General features: G+C 51.1%; 11 protein-coding genes and 2 pseudogenes. 10 read left to right on the forward strand and 3 right to left on the reverse strand.

From position 1 onward, the window contains the following. Nucleotides 1-442: 442 nt before the first annotated feature. Entirely contained in the window at nt 443-1,633 is a 1,191-nt protein-coding gene (locus AC3Y2E_RS17140) for an N-acetylglucosamine-6-phosphate deacetylase (RefSeq protein ID WP_379212424.1), read from the forward strand. 494 nt (nt 1,634-2,127) lie between these two features. Here the strand turns inward: AC3Y2E_RS17140 and AC3Y2E_RS17145 are convergent. Further along, nucleotides 2,128-2,421, reverse strand: a pseudogene (locus AC3Y2E_RS17145) (class I SAM-dependent methyltransferase); the annotation flags it as partial. A gap of 502 nt (nt 2,422-2,923) precedes the next feature. Between AC3Y2E_RS17145 and AC3Y2E_RS17150 the strand changes: the two are divergent. The 5 genes from AC3Y2E_RS17150 to AC3Y2E_RS17170 all read left to right on the forward strand — a co-directional run bounded on the left by AC3Y2E_RS17150 (nt 2,924) and on the right by AC3Y2E_RS17170 (nt 12,613). Further along, complete coding sequence (locus tag AC3Y2E_RS17150) at nt 2,924-4,258, forward strand: hypothetical protein (protein WP_379212426.1); 1,335 nt, start codon at nt 2,924-2,926, stop codon at nt 4,256-4,258. A gap of 194 nt (nt 4,259-4,452) precedes the next feature. Further along, nucleotides 4,453-5,958, forward strand: a complete 1,506-nt coding sequence (locus AC3Y2E_RS17155) for a methyl-accepting chemotaxis protein (RefSeq protein ID WP_379212428.1) — start codon at nt 4,453-4,455, stop codon at nt 5,956-5,958. A gap of 194 nt (nt 5,959-6,152) precedes the next feature. Further along, the gene (locus AC3Y2E_RS17160) at nt 6,153-7,025 is read left to right on the forward strand and encodes an AraC family transcriptional regulator (RefSeq protein ID WP_379212430.1); all 873 of its coding nucleotides are present in this window, start codon (nt 6,153-6,155) and stop codon (nt 7,023-7,025) included. A gap of 202 nt (nt 7,026-7,227) precedes the next feature. Next, nucleotides 7,228-8,304 carry a Gfo/Idh/MocA family protein gene (locus AC3Y2E_RS17165; RefSeq protein ID WP_379212434.1) on the forward strand — a complete coding sequence of 359 codons (1,077 nt, stop codon included), beginning with the start codon at nt 7,228-7,230 and terminating at the stop codon, nt 8,302-8,304. Nucleotides 8,305-8,335: 31 nt separating this feature from the next. After that, nucleotides 8,336-12,613 carry an Ig-like domain-containing protein gene (locus AC3Y2E_RS17170; protein WP_379212436.1) on the forward strand — a complete coding sequence of 1,426 codons (4,278 nt, stop codon included), beginning with the start codon at nt 8,336-8,338 and terminating at the stop codon, nt 12,611-12,613. A gap of 542 nt (nt 12,614-13,155) precedes the next feature. Here AC3Y2E_RS17170 and AC3Y2E_RS17175 read toward each other — a convergent pair. Both AC3Y2E_RS17175 and AC3Y2E_RS17180 read right to left on the reverse strand, forming a co-directional pair. Then, nucleotides 13,156-13,314: pseudogene (locus tag AC3Y2E_RS17175) on the reverse strand (response regulator transcription factor); the annotation flags it as partial. Nucleotides 13,315-13,509: 195 nt separating this feature from the next. Further along, complete coding sequence (locus AC3Y2E_RS17180) at nt 13,510-15,510, reverse strand: glycosyl hydrolase family 28-related protein (RefSeq protein WP_379212438.1); 2,001 nt, start codon at nt 15,508-15,510, stop codon at nt 13,510-13,512. 289 nt (nt 15,511-15,799) lie between these two features. Between AC3Y2E_RS17180 and AC3Y2E_RS17185 the strand changes: the two genes are divergently transcribed. From AC3Y2E_RS17185 to AC3Y2E_RS17200, 4 genes are all read left to right on the forward strand, one after another. Beyond that, entirely contained in the window at nt 15,800-16,795 is a 996-nt protein-coding gene (locus tag AC3Y2E_RS17185; protein ID WP_483875102.1) for a LacI family DNA-binding transcriptional regulator, read from the forward strand. A 215-nt stretch (nt 16,796-17,010) separates the two neighbouring features. Further along, nucleotides 17,011-18,348 carry an ABC transporter substrate-binding protein gene (locus AC3Y2E_RS17190; RefSeq protein ID WP_379212443.1) on the forward strand — a complete coding sequence of 446 codons (1,338 nt, stop codon included), beginning with the start codon at nt 17,011-17,013 and terminating at the stop codon, nt 18,346-18,348. 550 nt (nt 18,349-18,898) lie between these two features. Further along, nucleotides 18,899-19,780, forward strand: coding sequence for a helix-turn-helix domain-containing protein (locus AC3Y2E_RS17195; RefSeq protein WP_379212445.1), 882 nt, complete (start codon nt 18,899-18,901; stop codon nt 19,778-19,780). A 413-nt stretch (nt 19,781-20,193) separates the two neighbouring features. Beyond that, a complete protein-coding gene (locus AC3Y2E_RS17200; RefSeq protein ID WP_379212447.1) occupies nt 20,194-22,119 on the forward strand; it encodes a hypothetical protein in 1,926 nt (641 codons plus the stop codon). The last annotated feature ends 59 nt before the right edge of the window (nt 22,120-22,178 follow it).

A 22,178-nucleotide genomic window follows, 5' to 3' on the forward strand; every position in this document is an offset into this window, starting at 1 on the left:
GTTCCCGCAGGTCCGAAAGTGACCTGAGGGACGGCCTGTTTTTTGAAATTTTCCCTTTGAAGCCTATTTGCGTACGTTTGAAACTCTAGTTTCTAAGAGCATGGCGTGTATCAGTAAAAACGTTTGGTAACGCGGAGCCGTGTATGCAGCCAAATTCCTGAAGATCGATTGGTACATCCGAAAACGCCTCACGCTGTTCTGGAACAAGAATCGCAACCGTCGTAAAAATCACTGCAGGTCCAGGTAAGCCGCGCAGGTCGGATTTTTATAAAAATTATCTTAAGAACGCTGCCCGACTTAACGATGGGCCATCGATCTGAACATTTTCGTATATCAAAGCGGCCGGCTCCGATGATAGGATACGGATAAGCTCCAGGGCGAACCGCGTCTCGCAGGCGTCGTCCGTGGCGCATTTTATTGCGTATTAGGGGGAGGAGACGATATGAACGACGCTCATGAGCGGATTGGCAGGCATTGGTTACACGGGGGGACCATTCGTCTGACGATGGCTGATGGTGTAGTTAAGATCTTCGAACAACTGGAGCCTCCGGCAACGAGGGGAGTGCCGGACAAGCAGCGATGGATTGCGCCTGCGCTGATCGATCTCCAGTTGAACGGCGTAGACGGGGTCGATTTTAACGAATTGGAGACGACACCGCAACGGATCGAGGAGGCGGTTCGTTATTTGTACGCACGAGGGGTCGTTCGTTTTTGTCCGACGGTCATCACGTCGGATCGGAGCGGCATGCTTCGGTGCATCCGCACGATCGCGGAGGCTTGCGATGCGTATCCGGAAGTTGCGTACGCCGTCCTGGGCATTCACGTCGAAGGCCCGTACATCTCCGGAGAGTCTGGTCCGCGGGGCGCGCATCCGCTTGAGCATGTCCGCGACCCTGATGTGCGGGAGTACCTTGGATGGCAGGAAGCTTCGGGCGACCGTGTTCGTATGGTGACTGTCGCCCCCGAACGGACAGGCGCGGCCGACTTCATCCGGCGTCTCGTAAGCGAAGGCGTCGTTGCGGCGATCGGACATACTGGAGCGACGGACGAGCAGCTGCTGGCAGCCGTGGACGCAGGCGCCTCGATGTCGACTCATTTGGGCAACGGCTCCCATCCCTTGCTTCCGCGTCATCCGAATTACATCTGGAGCCAACTGGCGGAGGATCGCCTCTATGCGGGCCTTATCGGCGACGGCCATCATCTGCCTCCCGCTGCCTTGAAATCCATGATCCGAGCCAAGGGAACTAAAGCGGTTATCGTCAGCGACGCGACCCATTACGAAGGGTTCGCGCCGGGACGGTACATGAAGCGTGGACGTTATGAAGTGCTGCTGCGGCCGGACGGCCGGCTGGTGATGGAGGATCACCCTCAAATATTCGCCGGAGCGGCGACCGCGCTCAACCGCTGCGTGGAGAACGTCGCCCGGTTCGGCATCTGCTCGCTCGGCGAAGCGATCGAGATGGCATCGCTTCGTCCCGCCGAAGTGATTGGCCTCTCGCAAGCCGGACTCGGCTCGCTTCGCCCTGGCTCGCCCGCCGATCTGATCGTGTATGAAACCGGCGAGGACGGGCGAATGGAGATCGTCGAGACGATCGCCGGCGGACGGAGTGTGTTCACGAATTCCGATCGGTAATAGGGACTTTCAAGGAGAGCAAATGGAACAGATGAAAAATGTACTAGATATTGTGGTGTAAAAAGTAAAATAGCTCTTCCAGGTGGATAAGGCGGCCGAGTGCGGGCAATGTAGGGTGAAGGCGGTCGGCAGCGGGTGATGTAGGGTGAAAATTGGTCTACTTGGTGGATGCAGCGCCCGATTGTATTCGGTTTTTCACGTACGATTCGTCTCGATACGGCTCTTTGGCTGAATGTATACGGTTTTTCACATACATTTGCCTGAAAACGGACTTTTCTGGACATTACATGTGGTTTTTCATATCCATTTCACCTAATCACTGAAATATAAAAAAATCCTCCGTACATTGGCGGGTTGTGTTGGTTCCGGCTTAAATCAATCCAGATCTTTTTATTATTTCGATGGGATGCTCCGCTAGATGAGATCGAACTATGGGAAGTGTTAAATTTGAATACGATATATTTATTTGCTAGTCCTGAGCATGCTATCGGATACTATAGTTTTCTTGCTTTGACTACAAAAGTTACAGGAAGCATCTTTGCTTTTTGTGCAAAATCGCTGTTATCGTTCCGCGATTGCATAATTTCTTCATCAGATTGCTCTATCATCTGCTCAATTACAAATCCCGCTTTTGCCAACGCATTCACATAGGTTGACAGTTTGCGGTCCGGTCATGCTAGTTCACCTTCATCCAATGATACCGAATACCAGGATTCATCGAAATAACATTTTTTGAAAACAAGCCTATTATTCTCTGCGACAACACATTTGTGAATAGGGTGAGACCACCGGCAAGAGGCGATTCAACAGGCTTTATTGGATATTTTGGCCGGGCACGGACATCTGGCGGAAGGCGGGTATCGTCATATAAAAGTGGCTTCTCAATTGGCCGTCCGTGGAACGACCCGACCGGTCTCGGACTATACGCTGCGACCGGTTCGTTTGCAATTATTCCGACAGTTACAATAGTTGAAATCACCAGAAAGGTCGTCGATTACTTCGACGGCCTTTCTGGTCGTTCAGGTACTAACCTCTATTACACGTACTTCACATATGAGTACATAGTGCAATACTATGACTACTTGATTCATTTGCAAAGTTCGGTGTCCCTGATAGGATAAGGAAAGAGATGTAAAGCCGGTTAAACGATACGGTTGCCGTTTTCACCGATAACGCAGAGGGTGCGAGTGCCGTTGAATCCAATTGGAAGTCTGCGTGGGGAATCATGGACGAGTAATCGGAAGTGGAGACTTCCGATAAGAGCTTGAGTTCGAAAAGGAGGAAGATTCGATGATACAAGCGGGCTTCGGGGCGGCAGACATTACGCCAGAACCGGGAACGTTAACATCCCTGACTATCGGTCGGCCTATCGACAAAATCATAACGCCGCTTAAAGCAAAGGTATGCTTGCTTCGCGACGGGAATCAAGCTACCGTAATCGTGTCGGTTGACACGACCTCGCTTTACAGCTGTGTCATTGCAGATATACGGAGGGTAGTTTCCGAATCGACCGGAGCGTCCATGGAGCGAATCGTCGTACTATCGTCGCATACCCACTCATCGCCCTTTCTCCATCGTGCGGCACAAGATTATTTGGCTGACAAAAATCAGTTTTTTCTTGATTCCGGTTATTATCATAACGTCTTACAGCAAGTTCGGAAGGCGGCAGGTGAAGCGGCGGACCGGCTGGCCCCTGTACGAATTCTCCGCTCGTCGGGAACAGTCGGACAGATTGCCTGCAATCGCCGAGTGCCGTTGCCTGACGGAACGATCGGAGTTCGGTATGGCCGCGGCGTATCGGCAGAGCTGCGGGCCTATCCAGATGGATTGATCGATCCTGAGGTTCAATGCCTTTGGTTCGCCCACCTGTCCGGCCAGATAGTCGGTAGTTTGATCAATTATGCTTGTCATGCGACTACCTACAATCAATATTCGGATATTTGCTGGGATTACCCGGGATTTGCGACGGATCGGATCGAACGGGAACTTGGAGGAACGAGCCTGTTCCTGCAAGGCTGTGCGGGGAATATTAGTCCGGGGAAATACACGGTGGGCAAGCCGCTCGACGACAGCAGAAGCATGGGCCGGCGATTAGCTGCCGCCGCTATGGAAAGCTTCAGCGCCGCGAAGCAGGTTCAAGCCGACCGCTTGCTGCATGCCGGAGAGACGGTAGCGGCGGACTTGCGCATTTTTCGTAGCAAGCAAGAAATGGAGCTTCTGCTGGCGGAGGAGATTGCCCGATGCCGGCAACAATTGCTTGCCAACCCGCCCGTATACAACAGCTCCAACATATTGAGTCTGACGGAGCGAATTTTGCTGCTTGAACGTTATCCGGATTTACGGATGCCTTCTGAAGTAACGGCGGTTGGCTTCGGGGATGTGCGAATGGTCTTTTTTCCCGGGGAAAGCTTTATACAAAGCACGCTGAAGCTCAAAGAAAAATTCGGACATTTGCATCTGATGGCCATGGCTTATACGGACGCTTCGCTTGAGTACATACCGAGTGCCGAAGCTTACGAGGAAACTGGCGGGTACGAAACGTGTGAGGAATGGTGTTTTGCCGCCAAGGGAACGGCTGAGAGGCTGGACGGTATTGCAATAGAGCTACTCGAGAGCCTGGCCTAGCTTCCGCTGGCAACGAACCTCCCCTAGCTAATCCTGACAAGGCGCCAGCCTGCGATAATTTTTGTGCTTGTTGGATAGACATTCTACAAGCTGGCGGTTATGCTTAAACTGCTATTTTTTTGATAATGTGCTTATAAGGATGGCAATACGAAGCTACGACGCTGCATAGAACATCAATGAGGGAGCACAGTGGAATGAATTTCTTCAAAACGACTATTCCTGATCAAGTGTTAGCGGAAGAAAGCCGAGTTTTATTTAAGAAAATGGAGAATAATGATCTTTCTGCGGATCTCCCGTTATCGTCCCTGGCTTCTCTTTTATCGAAGGAAATCGCCGGAAATATAAACTTCGCTTTAAATAAGCTAAGGGAGTCGGCACAGGACACGGAAATTCGTTTGGATTTAGTGACGAAGGCTATCCAGGTAGGTTTGTGGGATATGTTGGTGATTGCCGGAGATCCTATTAACCCCAATAACGAGTTCATATGGTCTGACGAGATTCGAAGGTTGCTTGGCTACAACGACGAAAGTGATTTTCCCAACATTTTGAACAGTTGGGCATCGAGAATACATCCGGAAGATCAGGAGTGGGTGATGAAGGCTTTTGCCGATCATTTAAATGACCATTCCGGTAAAACCCCCTATGACATCGAATACCGCTTAATTAAGAAAACCGGTGAAAACCGCTGGTTCCGCGCTACAGGGACGACCCTTAGAGATAAAAACGGCGTTCCCCTTCGGGTAGTAGGTGCGCTTTTTGATAGCCATGAGAAAAAAATGAAAGAATTTGAAATAAACGCGATCATTACAAAGTATGATTTGATTCATCAGGCATTGGTAGAAGCACCTTGGGACATCACGATTATTGACGGTGATATCTACAATAATGATATGTGGTTCTCCTCTCAATTCAGAAAAACACTGGGCTTTAAGGACGAACAGGATTTCCCTGACACATTTGAGAGCTTTAGCAGCAGGCTGCACCCGGAGGATTTGGATCGTGTGCTCCAGTTGTTTGCCGATAGTTTAAATGATTATTCAGGGAAGACGCCCTTTGATACACAGTATCGATTAGGTTTGAAAACCGGTGAATATCGCTGGTTTCAAGCGTCAGGTACAACGCTTCGCAGCGGCAGCGGAGTGCCCCTTCGGTTCGCCGGAACAATACGCGATATTACGCTGGAAAAAAATAAGGAACGGGCCATTCAAGACATGAATCAGAGCATGATACAGCTTTCCGATTCCATTAACGAAATGGTAAAAGCAATAGAATCGGTAACGATTCAAGCTCAAGAAATGGCCACAGCGCAGGAACAATCGATGCAAGCGGCTAATCAAGCCAAAGCGGGAACGGAGGAAACTAAAAATATTTCGTTATTTATACGCGAAATTGCAGCACAAACCAATTTGTTGGGGCTAAACGCCGCAATCGAGGCAGCCCGTGCCGGAGAGTTTGGACGCGGCTTTGGCGTCGTTGCTGACGAGGTTAGAAAGCTAGCCTTCAACAGCGCAGAAGCAACAGAGAATATTGAAAACAGCTTGGGTGAGATGAACGTTCTTATTGGCCAAATTCAACAGCATATCAGCAATATGACGACGATGACACAATCGCAGGCAGCTGTAACAGAGCAATTGAATGCATCTATGGAAGAAATAAGCGTCATGTCACAAAGCCTAGTGGATATTGTAAAATCTATTTAGGGCTTATGAAGCGAAGGTCAGGCAGTCCCCTCCAGCGGAGGGGACTGTGGTATAAAGAAGGCACAGGATTCTAGGAGGAGGCGTGTCCCCCACCTGGCCCGATGCAACCCCAAAGAGAAATGTCTCAAGATTTGTCCAGCTTTTTGATTCAGGTGAGTAGAATTGAATGCGCTTACATGTAAGGGGGGACACTTTTGCGCGGGTTGAAAGAATATGCTTACGAGTTCGCCGATATTGTCTACTTTACGCCGTCCGCACTAGAGAAGGCGATCGGCGTATGTCCTTTATACGCCGGAAGAATGCTGGCAAAACCCAATTACCGGTCGGGACCGAGAATATTGAATCATTTCATCTTGCAGTTCGTTCTCGAAGGTCAACTGAATTTTGCGGCGGACGGACATGCCGTTCGTTTAAATAAAGGCGATATGTTCTGTCTGCTGCCGGGCACTACCGTTCAATATGGGGTCGTTCCGGAGAAGCCGGAATTGCGGCTTATTTGGATCGGTTTATGCGGGGAGGGCGTAGAGCCGCTCCTTCAATCCATAGGACTAACCAGAACCCGTTCCTATTCGAGAAAGGTGCTTCTACCAGGATTGTCAGGGAGTCTGCACCAATTGCTCGACCTGTTTCGCCAGCTTCCTCTCGAGAGGAATTTTTTTCAGTGGCTCGGAAAATTTTACGAACTGATTGAGAATTTTACGGTCGCGGAACGACCCAAACGTCATAGCTTGCAAGAGAAGAGCCCCAATGTGTGGATACGCGAAAGTGAAATCTTTATGGACACGCATTACTCGGAAAAAATAACAGTTCAAGATGTGGCCGAATACGTAGGGATACAGCGTTCTTATTTTACCGATGCCTTTACGAAACAAATGGGTGTATCCCCCGGTCATTTTTTGCAGCAGCTCCGGCTGAGTAAAGGTAAGCAAATGCTGGAAGAGACGGCCGTTCCGATCACCGAAATCGCTCTGTCGCTCGGATATTCGGAACTTTATGCCTTTACGCGCGCGTTCCGCAATTACTACGGCATATCTCCCAGCCAGTATCGAGCCAACCGAACAAAATGACTAGTAAAAACGAACAATTGGACATTCATCGGAGCATGCCTCTGGCAGTATGATTAAGCAGTATCCATAGGCTGAAAGCGCAGACCGAATCGCAATGGGTACCGGGTTACAGGCCATATTCGGACAGAAAGGGAGGGGGACGGATTTCGGATATAGCGGTCGCAAAACGTACCCTATAACAACAGGCGGGAGGTTGTCGAAAGTGACAGGCAAGTGGAAAATCGGGCTGGTAGGCCTTGGCGGAGCCGGCCGGTCGGCGGCCTACATGAATCATCCTCAAGTTGAGGTGACCGCCCTATGCGATACGGACTCGGCGGTGCTGGAGCGGGCCGGGAATGATTTGGGAATAGCGGAAAGCGCTCGTTATGAGAAGTATGAGGATTTCTTGGAGTCGGACATCGATATTGTTATCATTGGTTCGCCTCTGCCGTTTCACGCCAGTCAGACGGTAGCCGCCCTGGAATCCGGCAAACATGTGCTGAGCGAGGTGACGGCGGCATCGACTGTGGAGGAGTGCTTTGACATCGTAAAGGCGGTGCAACGTACCGGAAATACGTATATGATGGCGGAAAATGCGGTCTATTTCCACTTCTGGAAACAATGGAAGCGCATTATCGGCAGCGGTCGGCTCGGAACCGTTTTTTATGCGGAGTGCGAATATGTACACGAGATCCGAGATCTGATCGTTAGCCCGGAGGGCCGAACCTACTGGCGGAACGAACGTCCTCCGCTGCACTATTGCTCGCATTCGCTAGGTCCGATATTGGAGATGATGGACGACCGAATCGTTCGGGCCACTGGAGTAGGTCGCACGAAAACGATCGTGCCCGAGGGCGGCGTCGGCTGCATCGACATGCAGGCGGCCTTGTTCGAAACGGAGAAAGGCGGGGCGATCAAGCTGCTCCGCAGCTCTGTAGCGTCACGAAAGCCGGCAGTCGGATTTTACTCGATATACGGCTCGAAAGGCTTTATCGAAAATGGGAGAACGGGCTATGGGAGCGACGGATGGATTTATTTGGAGGGCGACCCGGAATATGAGAAAGGAGCAAAACCACTCATTTGCAGCATTACCGACCCGGAGGCGCCGGCTCACGCCAGCAGAGGGGGTCACGGAACATCCGAGTATGAGCTGCTTCGTGACTTCATCGACGCTTTGAATCGTCGGGCAGCTCCGCCGATCGACGTGTACCGGTCGATGGAGTATACGCTGCCCGGCATTATCGCGCAGCTGGCTGTGGAGCAAGGAAGCGTGTGGCTGGATGTGCCTCAAGTCAGATAACCGAAAACTAGGCGCAGTGGGAGGAAAATTGATGAGAAAACGCAAGTTTCTATATCAAACAACAATTGTCAGTATGCTGACGATGCTCCTCACGCTTGTCACATCCGTATTCGGTCTGGTCCCCTTAGCTATGGCGGATAACGGTCCGCCCGACTCCGTTGCGAACAGATCCGAAATTGCGGCTGACGGCAGGTATACAGATGCGGACGGGGTACCCCTTTCGCTTCGAGGCAAGCCGAATAAGCCGAATACGCCGGTAACCGGGGTAAGACTGAACCGGACGGAACTGTCTGTGAAGATCGGCGCTACAGCGAAGCTGCGGGCCATCGTTGAACCATCGAAGGCTTCGAATAAAAAGGTTGTTTGGACGAGCAGCGACCCCGGGGTAGCGACGGTCAGCGATAAAGGCAAAATTAAAGGAAAGAAGTCGGGTACGGCAACAGTCACAGTCACGACGGTCGACGGAGGAAAGACGGCTACCGCGCTGGTCCGGGTTAAATCCGAGGTACCGGAAAAAGCCGCAATCGAGCTGGATGTTCCGGAGTCGGTAGGAGCAGGAGAATATGTGACTGTAACGACAACGGCGACTAATCTAAAACATACAGGACTAGAACAGGTGCATTATGAGCTTGCAAAAAGATCCGGAGACGGCGATATATACTGGTCCGCCAGCGATCGGAACGGCGAGCCGACAGACATTAAAAATAATGGCGTATACGGGGAAGGCGGATTTTCGATTCCGGGGAATTCGACCGATCAGGTCGACTGGACCGTTAAGTTTTCCGAAGTCGGGGCATACGAGCTTGCGATAAGAGCCGTAGATGCGGAGGGACGCATATTGGCGGAAGATATGCAGACAGTGAACGTAACTCCCATGATTGTGAATTTGGGTCCGCAGGTGTTGATGGGCAACACATCGTACCGTGGTGCCATCGGGGAAGAAAGCGGCCGGGCTGTTGGTTACACGGTCATACCGTCCAGTCCGAATTCGAGATTCGTCGTGATCGATATCGAGTCGGAGCGGGCCGTCAAACATTTCGATTTGAATATCGCCGAAGGAACATGGAGCATTTGGCCCGCCAAAAGCGGAAAGGTATACATCGGCACCTATACGAAATCGAAGTTGTTCGAGTACGACCCGGCGTTGAACGAAGTGACGGACCTTCACGGTCCTATGGAGTCCGCTTCCGGAGCCATCATCTACCAAATGGCCGAGGACAGGGACGGAATGATCTATTTCGGCGTCTACCCCGAGAGCCGCGTATTCCGTTTCGATCCGACGACAAGACAGTTCCAAGACCTCGGGCGAATGGCAAACGATCAGTTTTATTCGCGTAGCATGGTATACGGCGAGACCGAACATTCTCTGTATGTCGGCGTGGGCGGAAATCGGGCATCCCTCGTCCGCTATGATTTGAGTTCCGGCGCCAAAACGGAGCTTATGCCCGACTCCATTCGGGACAAATACAGGCTGACCTACGATCTGAATCTGATAGAAGGGAAGCTGTTCGCCAAAATGGATCCGAACAACGGCCTGGTCGTAATCGATACGCATACCGGCGTTACGAAAGATTTCGGCGATCAGGCTATTCATTCAAGCGGCGTATCGCCAAAGTCTCCTTATGCGGACGAAGTGTATCTGACTTATGGCGGCGTTATGAAGACTTACAATCTGAATACCGATACGATCACGGATACGATATCGGCAACCGGGAAGATGGATTTGAAAGCCAACGTCGTAGGCTGGGGTCTGGTCGAAATGAGCGGGGAAAGCGATTCTGGTTATACGCTTGTAGGGTTTGCCGGAACATCCGGAGGGTTTTTCAAGTATAACCTGCAGTCCAAAAAATGGCGACTAGCCAATATTGAGCTGCCTAAGGTCCCGCTCAAGCTTAATACGCTTGGCGCTTCGACGGACGGAAACATCTTTTCGGCAGGCTTTCTTCCGGGAGGGATGGGCATCTTTAACCCTGCGACGGGAACAGATATCGTCGGCCTTCCGATGAATCAGGTCGAGGGGATGACCGCGCTTGGCAACAAAATGTATTTTGGCGTCTATCCGAGCGCGATCCTATTCGAATACGACACGACGAAAGCGTGGCAACTCGGTGGAACGGTTGTGCAAAAATTCGAATTGAAGACCGACTATAAGCAGGACCGCGCCTATGCGATGCTCGGAGTGCCCGAGGTTAACAAGGTGTTCATCGGAACGGTACCGGATTATGCCGTCAGCGGCGGCGCTTTAACCGTATATGACCCGACGAAAGGTTCGAACTCCTACCAGGTGTATCGGAACATTGTCCAGGACCAGAGCGTAGTATCGCTTGCTTATAAAGACGGAAAAATATACGGGGGCACCTCGTATGTCGGCGGTATGGGCCAGACGTGGCCATACGCGGACGGACGCCTGTTTGCTTTTGACATCGCGACGGGGCAAAAGGAGTACGAGACGGTTCCGGTGCCGGGAAAAGGCGCGGTTAACGCGCTGGTAGCCGGACCGGACGGGAACATCTGGGGGTTTGCTCAAGGAACGTTTTTCGTCTATGACCCGGTCTTGCGGCAGGTCGTTCATAGCGAGGAAGCTTTTCCCGAATCGACCGGCGGCTGGCGCGATCCTCAGATGCAAGTTAGCTTGCGCGACGGGCATGTGTATGGAACCATCGCAGGCAACTATTTTTTCCGTATCGATAAACAAACCCGCGAAATTACGGTGCTCGCAAACGGAGCTTCACTGTTGGCGCAGGATCGTTACGGCAACTTCTACTTCAAGTTAAAGGAGAACGAATCCAATTTGTACCGTTATACGTTCGAGGATAATACGGTAGCGGCCAGCAAAGTGTCGCTGGAAGCGCATACCGTGGAGCTATACCTCGACGAAACGGTCAAGCTGAACGCAGTCGTCTCGCCTTCGTACGCTTCGCCAAACGTCGTGTGGTCGTCAACCGACCATACTGTCGCCAAGGTCAGCTCGGAAGGGGTAATAATACCCGTGTCGGCGGGATCTGCAACGATAACCGTATCGAACCCGAATGGAAAGTCCAGCGATTCCGTTCTCGTGACGGTGAAGGAGAGGACGTATTCCACCTATGGAATCGAGTTGGAATCTTCGTCTGACGTCTACGAGCAATCGGGGGCGGCGTTCGATATCTACCTTCGCACCTTAAAGACGGGGCTGTCTCCGCTTGAGCATGCCTATTACGTGCTGGAAAAAACACAAGGTGAAGGGGAGGCCGTCTTTACCTATACCGGGGCCGATGGCGAAGAACATTCGATTGTCGATGCCGGCGAATACGGCAAGCCGGGACTCGTTATCCCGGCCATCCTATACGACACGATGAACTGGAGCGTCGCTTTCTCCCAGGCTGGGCAGTATGAAGTGAAAATCAGGCTCGTTGACCCCGGTGCAGGCGTACTCGCGGAGAAGGTGCACAGCTTCACTGTCAAGCCAAAGCCGGCGAATTCGTTATACAAATTCCGCTCCTCGGTTACAAGTGTAACGTACGACGTTTACAGCTCCATGCCGGTCTTGCTCAAAACGGACATCTTAAGCGCGAACGGGTACAATGGAGCCAAAATAACGGTGGAAAACAAGTCGTTACCAGTCGGCAACGCATGGTTTGAGCTGAACGATCAAGGCCGATCGTATTCGTTCCAAAATAGCGGCGAGATCCGGAGCGACGGTTTTGTCGCGGGCGCAGATTACAGCGAGACGATTCCGTGGTCCATCAAGCTGGATCGTCCTGGAGCGTATACGCTTCGCTGGAAGCTTCTGTCGTCTGATAATGCGGTAATCGCCCAATACGATCAAATCGTGGTTGCGGTGATGCACAACGCCGTTCCTTTGGATAATACGGGATTCGAAACGCCACAGCAGGCGGACGGCTCGATCGCCGAGTGGTCCGTGTCGACGCTAGCTCCCGATCAAAGCGTATCAGTAAGCGGAGTTGTTCGGTATAACGGGGCCCATAGCCTCCGGTTTTCCGACGGAAGCAGCACGGCGACGCTTTCGATCCAGACTGCTCGCAAGCCTGTCGTACCCGGCAAAACGTATCAGGGTTCCATTTTGCTGTACAATTCCGGACCGGCATCCTACACCCAATTTTACTTACAGTTTTTCAACGCTTCCGGGGCGCGACTGACTCCGGTTCAATGGAAATCGTTTGACGTTCCGATCGGTCAGTGGACCCCCTTGTTATTATCGGCCGTAGCTCCGGAAAATGCGGTGACGGCTAATATTCTGGTTTACTCCCCTGGCGGTACCGTATTGGCTGGTTACTTGGATGAAGCAACCCTTACGTATGGAGATTGATTTACCGAACAGTGCCTTAAGGTAAGTGATCAAACAACGAAGCCGCATATGTTCAGTACAGAGCAATCCCGAGGCATTTTGTTATACAGCAAGGTGGCACGGCCTTTGAGAGGTCGTGCCTTTTTGCGTGAGTCCACAGTATGAAAACGAGGGAAAGTGATAAGCGTATTCGCCGTGGATGAATGGGGCAACGAGTCTAAAGCGGCGTCCCGGGAATGGGCGCCTGCGACAGAGCAGGATTGGGCTGCTCCTCCTTCCGTCAGCGGGCTGCATGTCACTTCAATAAGTACGGATCGCATTACCGTTGCATGGAATCCTTCTTCTGTTCCCGACCCCCTTTCGTCCCGAAGGGAAACAGCGTTCGCGGACGTCTCCGACGAAGCCTAGATGAAGCAGGTCATAGTCGCCCATGATGCCGGTTTCTTTCAAATTCATGTCAAAATGGATGTGGCGGGCAGACCACTGCGGTTGGATGGCCACGATGACTCTCCGAATTTGCTCATCCAGTTGGAACGCGGTCATTCGCAAATGCTGCGTTTGCGTTGAATGATATTGGCGGAACTCATGCGGTATCTTTTCAACAATGCTCTCACGCGAACCGTCAATTCCAATGGATCAAACGGTTTGGTCAAGTAATCGTCCGTCCCGAGTTCGAACCCTTTCACTTTCTCCCACGTTTCTCCTCTGGCCGTGAGCATGAGTCATGGAAGAGCGGGGGAGCTCGCGAATGTTCGCGTCATCTTCAACAACAAGTATCGTAGCCATGCCGACCCTCTTTCCTGGCTGTAAAATTCCCAGTGAAGAAATCGTTCATTTACGATTATCATACAACAAATTGTGCAACGTTGCGTTATACCGCGGCACATCCGACATCGTCAAGAGCCACAGCCACCAGTTTAAACGGAAATTGCCCCAAAAGACTTCCATGTACCAGGTGTACCTGCGATCGTGCAGATCCAGCCCACGTTTGTTCCTGCAGTCGGATTCGTGTTGTAGAAAATATCCCCTTGTTTCCACGTACCATCGATAGGCGCAGCAGTCCCGTACATGAAAGCCGGAGCCGAGGTCTCCGTAGCCCCGGTGAAAGTGTTACCGATAAGGGAAGGCAGCGGGGAAGCGCTGAGCTTGGTCAGATCGCCTGTGGTAGGATTTAGCGAAACATTTCCGATTAATGTCATTTTCTCGCGCACCTGAAAGGAGTATGATGAAGCGTTCCTAGAGACATTACCTATCGCAATGGCATTTTGCCCGGCAAGTACGAAGTTGATCACCCCATTTTCCGCTGTGTTGAGAGCGTATATCGGCGCTTCCAGTATTCCTGCCGATACGTGTAAACAGTTTTGAGCAGATGTCGTCTTCAATTTATTGCCCGTAAAGGAGAACCCTTTGCCGCCGCCAGACAGCAAAGCAATGATGATCGCTTGATCTAAGGCTTCGATCTCATTATTATGAATCCGCACTCCGTTGGTGTTATTGGAGTTCGCATCTGTATAAATGCCTTTGCGCACATTGCGGATCCGGTTATCCTCGATGGTAATTCCATCCACATTTTTAGATATAAATATGCCGCCGCCAATCAACTTTTTGTTCACGTTGTTGATGGTGTTTCCCACTATGAGCGACTGTCTAGTATACGATGCACTGATCGCGCTTTCATAATTATCGGTTGCACTGTCATTGTTCAGATTATTAATGGAATTGTAAGCAATGGTATTGCCGTAATTCAAGTAACCGGCAGCGGTACCATGGTCATCGATGCAATTCATTCGTTTTGTTGTATCAGTAATATAACGATTTGCCTTGCCTCCGCTATAGATGGTATTGAAAGCGGCAATATTATGGTTGCTCCCTTTATCAAAATCGATATGGGTAAGCGTCTTACCGTCAAACAAACAATGCGTCACTTTATTGTATCTGGTTGCCCCACCGGCAAACTCCAATGTGTTCCAAGAATATTCTCCTTTAAAGTAGCAGTCGATAAAGGTATGACCTTCGTTGTAATGCATAAAATTTTCAGTTGGAATCTGCTTTTCCCAATTGCTAAGTACGCGTATTGCAAAATCACAACTGGATGTACCGGTTTGGATAAACCGGCATTTGCGTACCGACACGCGATAGCAGCCGCCGATTCCACCACCCCAGCCAGGCTTTAATTCATCTTGAGCGATCAGTGCTAGTTGCGGGCCAGTAGGATGACTGTATTCATCATTGAGCCCTGGGTCAATAAATGATACATTATCGATAACCAAATCGCTGGAAGCGTTGACCAGTACGGCGTAGCTTAGACCATTGGCGGGTATTCGTGCAGAGCCGTTCTGGTGTAGACATAAATCTTTTAACGCGCCGTATTGAACGCCAACCATGTCGATCATGCCCCGATATAAATATGTACTTCCCCAGCCGCTGGTGGCAAAAGCTTTAATAACGCTCGCCTCTCCCTCTCCGTGCAGCATTACACGGGAAGCCATCACAAGCGGTGAACTGATCATATACGTTCCGCCGGGTACGCATACGGTGCCGCCTCCTCTGGTTGAGGCCATATTGATAGCGGCCTGAATACTTGCGGTATCATCTGTTGTTCCGTCACCCAGCGCACCGTGATCTTTTACATTTATGACACACATGTGGTCAAGACGATTCATTATGCTTGCGATTTGCGCCTGCGCCTCTTTACAGCAAGTATCTAGGTCGCCTTCGCCGTACACGGATCTGGTAACGCTTCCATGAAAATCCGCAGCTTGGACCAATCCTGGAGCCATTAAAGCCCGGGACCCTAAAGCGATTCCGGCGCTGCCAAGCGATGCCAGAAGCGTCCTCCGGTTCATCCGTAAGCTCTTCTTCGTGTTCTCTGTGTTCTCTGTCTGCTCTGCTATCTGCAGATCCGCTAAGTCAGCCATAAAATACCGCCTCCTGAAATTGGTGAACCGGCAGGCCGGTTCTACAGAGTGGATTGCCGTTGATTTAGCTGAAGTGGTCGTAGTCTGTTCATGGCGATTATATACTTAAACGTTAACCTTGTAAATAATAATAATGCTTCCGGCTTATCTTGATATATGATTAAATAAAAGTCCTTGCTGGTAAAGACTTTTTTTGGGGGGGCTTGTCGTGGGATAGAATTAATTGACAAAGGAAACGTTTAACTCTATACTTTCAGCAAACGGAACAAATTAGTTATGAATTGGGGGGATGTTGGTGCCCACTATTAAAGACATAGCAAAATTGGCCGGCGTCACCTTTGTTTCGGTATCCAGGGCGTTAAATAACGAACCCGGTGTGAGCGAGGAGACACGCCGGAAAATTCTCGATATTGCCAAGCAAATCAATTATGTACCTAACTTGGCAGCCAAACGTCTGGTCGACCGTTCCTCGAATGGAATCGGCTTGATTTGGCCGAAGCGGGAAGAGCCTTTCTTTTACCGTACTTGCAATCAAATTCAGGAGGAGGCGTCGAGCCGAGGCTACACCGTGATGGTATCGATGGCGGAGCGGGATGAGGCGCTCCGCTCGTTCCGGGAATATTTTATCAACAGGGCGGTATGCTGGCTGGACAGACGTAAGACTCCGGAGTATATCGCTGCCAAGGAGCAGTTTAACGGCACCATCCTCGAAGTCGGGGGCCGGGAAGGTTGGAATCAGGAGAATGCCCACTGGCTCGATATTGATCGCAAAGGAGCGGTCAAGCTGGCGATGAGTCATTTGTTCGAACTCGGACATACGCACATCGCCTTTTTGGGAGGACATTCGGACAAATGGCTAGGGTACACGGAATCGCTGGTGGAGCTTGGGCTGGAATTTCGTCCAGAGCTGAATGTGATGACCTTGATTGGAAATCCGGACATGTCGCTCAAGGTGCGCGACTTCATGAGGCATTTTCACGAATACGGGGCTACGGCGATTGTAATTGACAGCGAAGGGCTGCTGCGTGAATTCGTCAAGGCAGCTTATGCAGAAGGTGTGCGCATTCCAGAGCAGTTGTCACTTGTAGTATATGACGACTTGCCGGAAACGCAGTCGCTGCTGCCCGTCGCGATTACGACAGTAGGACCTGACATCGTCGAACTGGCCCGCACAATTATCGATCTGATAACGGATGAAGCGGATGCCGCAGAAGAAGGCCATTTTTTTCGAAAGGTGCTAACGACGGAGCTGAGAGTCCGGGAATCAACTCGTTCGACGGGGTGATTCCCGGACTGCGGGTTCTTTGAGAAAGTATAAATTTTTTTATCCGCTAAGTAAACGTTTAATATCAAATAGGTCGAATTATTTCTCACAAAATGAGTAAACGTATAATGATCATGTGATGGAGGTGGGTGAAATGTAGACGGCAACAGAAAGCTACAGTGAGGATGGCCAAGGATGGGAAAAATCACCTATTCATTTTGAAAGGGGACCGAAATATGAAAGGGATCTCAATCGGTTTGTTGGCCGGGACAATGGCACTAGGGATATCAGCATGTAGCAGTACTTCGGATCATTCGAAAGATGCTAGGGACAGCATAACTCCGGGACCAAGTCAGCCGGCTGCCGTTAAGACGGACCCGGTGGAAATCAATATTTACTCGAATAACAACGCATCGGAGCAAGTGTTTAACGAAAATTATGGAAACGCTCTCAGGAAAGCCTTCCCTCAATTTACCATCAACTACATACAGAGCAAGGCTGGTTCAACGTTGCCGGAGATGATTGCCTCGAAAACGAGAATCGATATTTTTTGGACGTCGATCGGCAACTATGAAACTGCGTTGTTCGAACATGGTTTGCAATTCGATATGACGGATCTGATCAAAAAGCACGGCATCGATCTGAACCGGCTGGAACCAACCGTAATCGAGGCGATGAAACAAATTTCAGGAGGGAAGATGTACGGGCTACCGGTTTCGACTAACACTCTGACGTTGTTTTATAACAAAGATATTTTCAATAAATTCGGTGTACAGATGCCCACGACGGATATGACGTGGGATCAGGCGAACGAGTTGGCTCGCAAAGTGACTCGAGTTGAAAACGGCAAGCAATATTACGGCATCGCTTCTTCGCGTGATCACATCATCCGGATGAACCAGCTTTCCGTGCCAAATGTGGATATGACTACCAAGAAGCCGACGCTTGCAACCGACAGCCGCTGGAAGCAATTGTTCGAAACTGTTTTCATTACTCCGTCAGCCGACAGCGGTTACCGCGACGGGATGACTAAGCTGAAAAACTTCCCCGCTCTGGACCAGTTTGCGAAAGATCAAAGCTTAGCCATGCTTGTATACCCCAACACGCTTCCGACCTCTGTGCCAAATGAGCTAAAAACGTTTGATTGGGATATAGCCCCGATGCCGACCTTTAAGGAACTGCCGAATGTTGGATCGCAATCGTATCCAGTATACTTCGGTCTTACTTCGCAAACGAAAAACAAGGATGAAGCGATGGAACTGTTGAAATTCATGGTATCTGAAGCGTATCAGAATGAATTGGCTGCAAAAGGAGTATTGCCGATCGTACAATCCGACTCGACGAAGAGGCTGCTCGGAACCAACACGGAATTTAAGAGCAAAAACTACCAGGCGATGATATCCCGGAAGTTTGCTCCGATCACGCCAAAAGTTCCAGAGTATGATACTGACGTATTCCGATTTTACCGGGATCAGGCATTACCGCTGGCGATGGGACAAACTGACATAAACACGGCATTTCGCACTGCAGCCGAGCAAGCCGAGAAGGTGATTCAGGAGAAGGGGAAGAAGTAATACTGTAACCGAAGGAGGGACCAAGCCATCTTCGTGGCTAGGATGCTTGCGAATGGCGAATACCATCAAGTGAATCCTGCAGCTGTCAAAAAGGCCCCGCAACGAGAACAAGAGGAAGCCGAGACCCGCTACACTGGACCAAGTGCAGGAAGGGAGTCCGATGGCTCATACTACCATCGAAGACATATTATTTTTAAGGATATATATTCTTGTCCTCAGCGCAGGACAAGAATATATATCCTTTGCTGTATTTGGACAAGAACATATAACCATAATCGTATTGTCAAAACAAGACCGATGCCGCGAATCCGACAACAACAGGAAATCTACAAGTGGTCAGAAACGGTCAAATCAAACTGGCAGTTTCCCGTTCGCGAGAATAATAGATTAGATAAGCGTCATCTGGTGAAGTAAAATAGAGAGAAGTGGAGATATCCCTACGTCTGTTGACCGGGCGGAGAAGCACCTCCAACATCGGAACGATATTTCAATCCGGAACGGCAACCGGCGGAAACGCAGATTTTATACACTAGAGGGGGGAATCCGATTTATGCTGGTAAAATCATTGGCTCATTATAACCATCCCGATAATTTTCCGTTTTGGATTCAGCGCAACCGTCATGACCAAAGAAGCATGCCTCTTTTGCACACTCACGAATTCGTCGAACTGATTTATGTGGATGGCGGTCAAGCGACGCATTTGTTCCAAGATACTTCATACGAGATCAACAAGGGCGATATTTTTATGATTAACCCGGGCGAGAAGCACGGTTACACCGTCACTGAAGGTCAGACCATCGAAGTGATCAACTGTTTGTTCCATCCGGATTTTATAGCGTCGTATGTGCTTCGTGAGTTACGGTTGGGCGATTCGTTAGATTTTTTTTACGTACAGCCTTTTTTAAATCGCGAAATCAGGTTTAACCACAAGCTGAATTTGGGGGCGGCTGACGCGGACAAAACGCGGGGCATTCTAGAGGAATTGCATCGGGAAATGACGCAGCAGGATTCCGGTTATCAAGCTCTAGTGCAGCTGCGAATGACCGAGCTGTTCATCCTGCTGTCCCGCTACTACAACAAGAGGAAGCACAATCTGCAAAGCCCTTCTCCGAACGAACTGCTTGTAAGTCGGGTCTGTGGGTATGTAGAAAGGCACTACAACCAGAAAATCACGCTGCCGATGCTGTCGAAACTGTTTTACGTCGGGGAGCGCCAGTTAAATCGGCATTTCAATCGGTACCGGGGCACCAGTGTATACGAATTTGTGCAGTTCATCCGGATCGAAAAGGCCAAGCAATTGCTGATCGAAACCGACGACATTGTGTCGTTTGTCGCACATCGGGTCGGCTACGAGGATGCCGCTTCCTTCGGGAGATTGTTTGTTCGCCAATGCGGTTGTTCGCCGGGCAAATATAGAGAACAGTACCGGTAGCCGTATCGAAACCAAAAAAAACGGTTAGCCGCTGCCTGAAGCAGACCGACCGATCCCTGGAAAGCGGGAATGTGACCGGATCGGCATACGGTCTGTCCTTTTCCGCAATAGCCTCTCCTTTCCGTGTTCTATATAGTAGAGAAAAGCCTGTAACCCTGACAAATTCTTCGGGCGGAAGGACTTGCAGGGAAGGAAGGAGGCCATATCAGTCCTGCATGCGGCTTTACTGCAAGGGGGAAGTCTTCTCGGCTGGAGCTGCTTAGGTTTCAGTTAAAATGAAAGCGATTTCATTTTTGGGCAGAAAACGATCGCGATGCCGCCATTTTTGTTTTGGAGGAACACGTTTCGTAATAATGCAAGACAATCAGGGGTTTCTTGAGTGAGGCGCAAGAGGAACGAAGGAGGGCTGTATAGTGGAGAACAAGAGGATGAGGATGAGCCGCAGGGCATTGCTCGGTACGGCCGCAAGCGCGGGCGCGATGTTGGTGGCGGGCGGCGTGCTGGGTCAGACTGAAGTGCGGGCGACCGGCGGCGAACAAGTAATCGTAGTCGATACGATCACCGCAATGAAAAGCTTGTCGTCGCCGGAGGACGGTCAACTCGTTAGGACGCGCGGCTATTACGCTCCCGGGGACGGCGGCGGCGCCTGGTACTTCATTACGCCAACGGCCGGTTATACCGGGTCGCCGGACGGCTATGCCGATCACGGGTTGATCGCATCGGGCCAAGTCGCCGTATTGGAAATCTCGCAGGGAATCGATATGTTGCAGGTCGGCGTCCAGACAGGCGTCGACTGCACGGCACGAGTCCGGGCCGCGTATGGCAAAGGGGCGAAGAACTATTTCTATACCGGGGACATAGCGCCGGTCATCGATTGCGACGACCCCGCTTATCCGGCGACCAAGTTCAACGGGGGCATCCGGCCGCCGAGCGACAGCACCCATTGGTTCGACGGCCGGTTCCGTTTTCAAGCAAAAGCGAGCCCTTATGGCGAGCACGTACTCTTTAACTTGCAAGGCTGCGAGCACGTTACGATGTGGCGCCCTTGGGTGATCGGGGATATCGGGACTCATACGGGGACTGGCGGAGAGTGGGGGTTCGGTTTTTATATCGCTTCCGGCAGCAAACATATCGCCATCCATAACGGAACTGCCGAGAAGTTTTGGGGCGATGGCTATTATATCGGCGTGTACCCGCATAATACGGCGCTGCCGATCCCCGAGCATATCTTGCTTCAGGACTGCATCGCCGATTCCAATCGCAGGCAAGGGTTGTCGATCGTCACCGTCCAGAGTGGACGGATCGTCGGAGGAGATTACCGCAATACGGGGAAGATCGTCCTGACGAACCCGGGTTTCGGCATCGATATCGAACCCAACAGTCAGTTCGGGAACAAGATCGACGTATCGCTTATCGATGTCAAGACCAGCAACAACGGACGAGGCGGTTTGCAGCTCGTGCCAGGGTTCCTGACCGCCTCGAGTACCGTAAATCCATTATTTGACGTATATATCGCCAACTATCGTTCCGAGTCGGACGGTCCGGTCGGGGGACTTCGCTTTGCCTTTCCCGGACTGAGCGGCGGGGTTAACCTTACGAAAAAGATCCGGGGCTCGATCGTGATCGAGAAGGCGATGATCGTGCGGCCGGAACGCAAGGCGGTGGAGTGGGCGCGTTGGGGGCCGAATGCACCGGAAGTGATCGCGACGGACGTTACCGTACAGGACCCCAACGAGGCGGCCGTTGCCGGCTCTTCCTACTCGCAGGAGCGGAGCGCGTTCTCGATCCATATCGTTGCCTCCCACGTGACGAGCGGTCAAGTCCGCATCGGCAAAATAACGTTAATACGTCCGAGGGCTATCGACACCAGAAGCACGCCGCAGATGCTCGTCCCTTTTTGGGCGTATGCGGCATCCGGGGCGTCGATTAACGGCCTACACATTATCGATCCGTATTCGGAAAACGATCTGGATGGCGGTCGCGGTTTTTTGCGTCTTAACGTCTCTGACGATAGCCGGCTGACCTATACGGGCCCGCGACCCCGATACGTACTGGATGACACCCTTACCTTGAGCGGCGGATTATTCGCAGGGATCGAACTGATGCTCCCGGCCACCGAAACGGGGACGAAGGAGGTGCAACTGCCCGATTCCGCAGTATCGATCGGATTGGAGTACGTATTCGTCAACGCTTCCCAATCGGGAGGAAAGATCCGGCTGCTGGCTTCCGGAACGGATGTGCTGCAGCTGTCTGGAGCGGCCGGGGCGACAAGTCTGCTGATCGAACCGGGCATGATCTATAAGGCGCAAGCGCTGTTTCCCGGCTTATGGTCGATCTGAGCCGCTCAACGGAAAGTAGCCTCTAATCCGCTTCAAAGCGGATTAGAGGCTTTAACGAT

This window comes from Paenibacillus sp. MAH-35, from assembly GCF_058135425.1.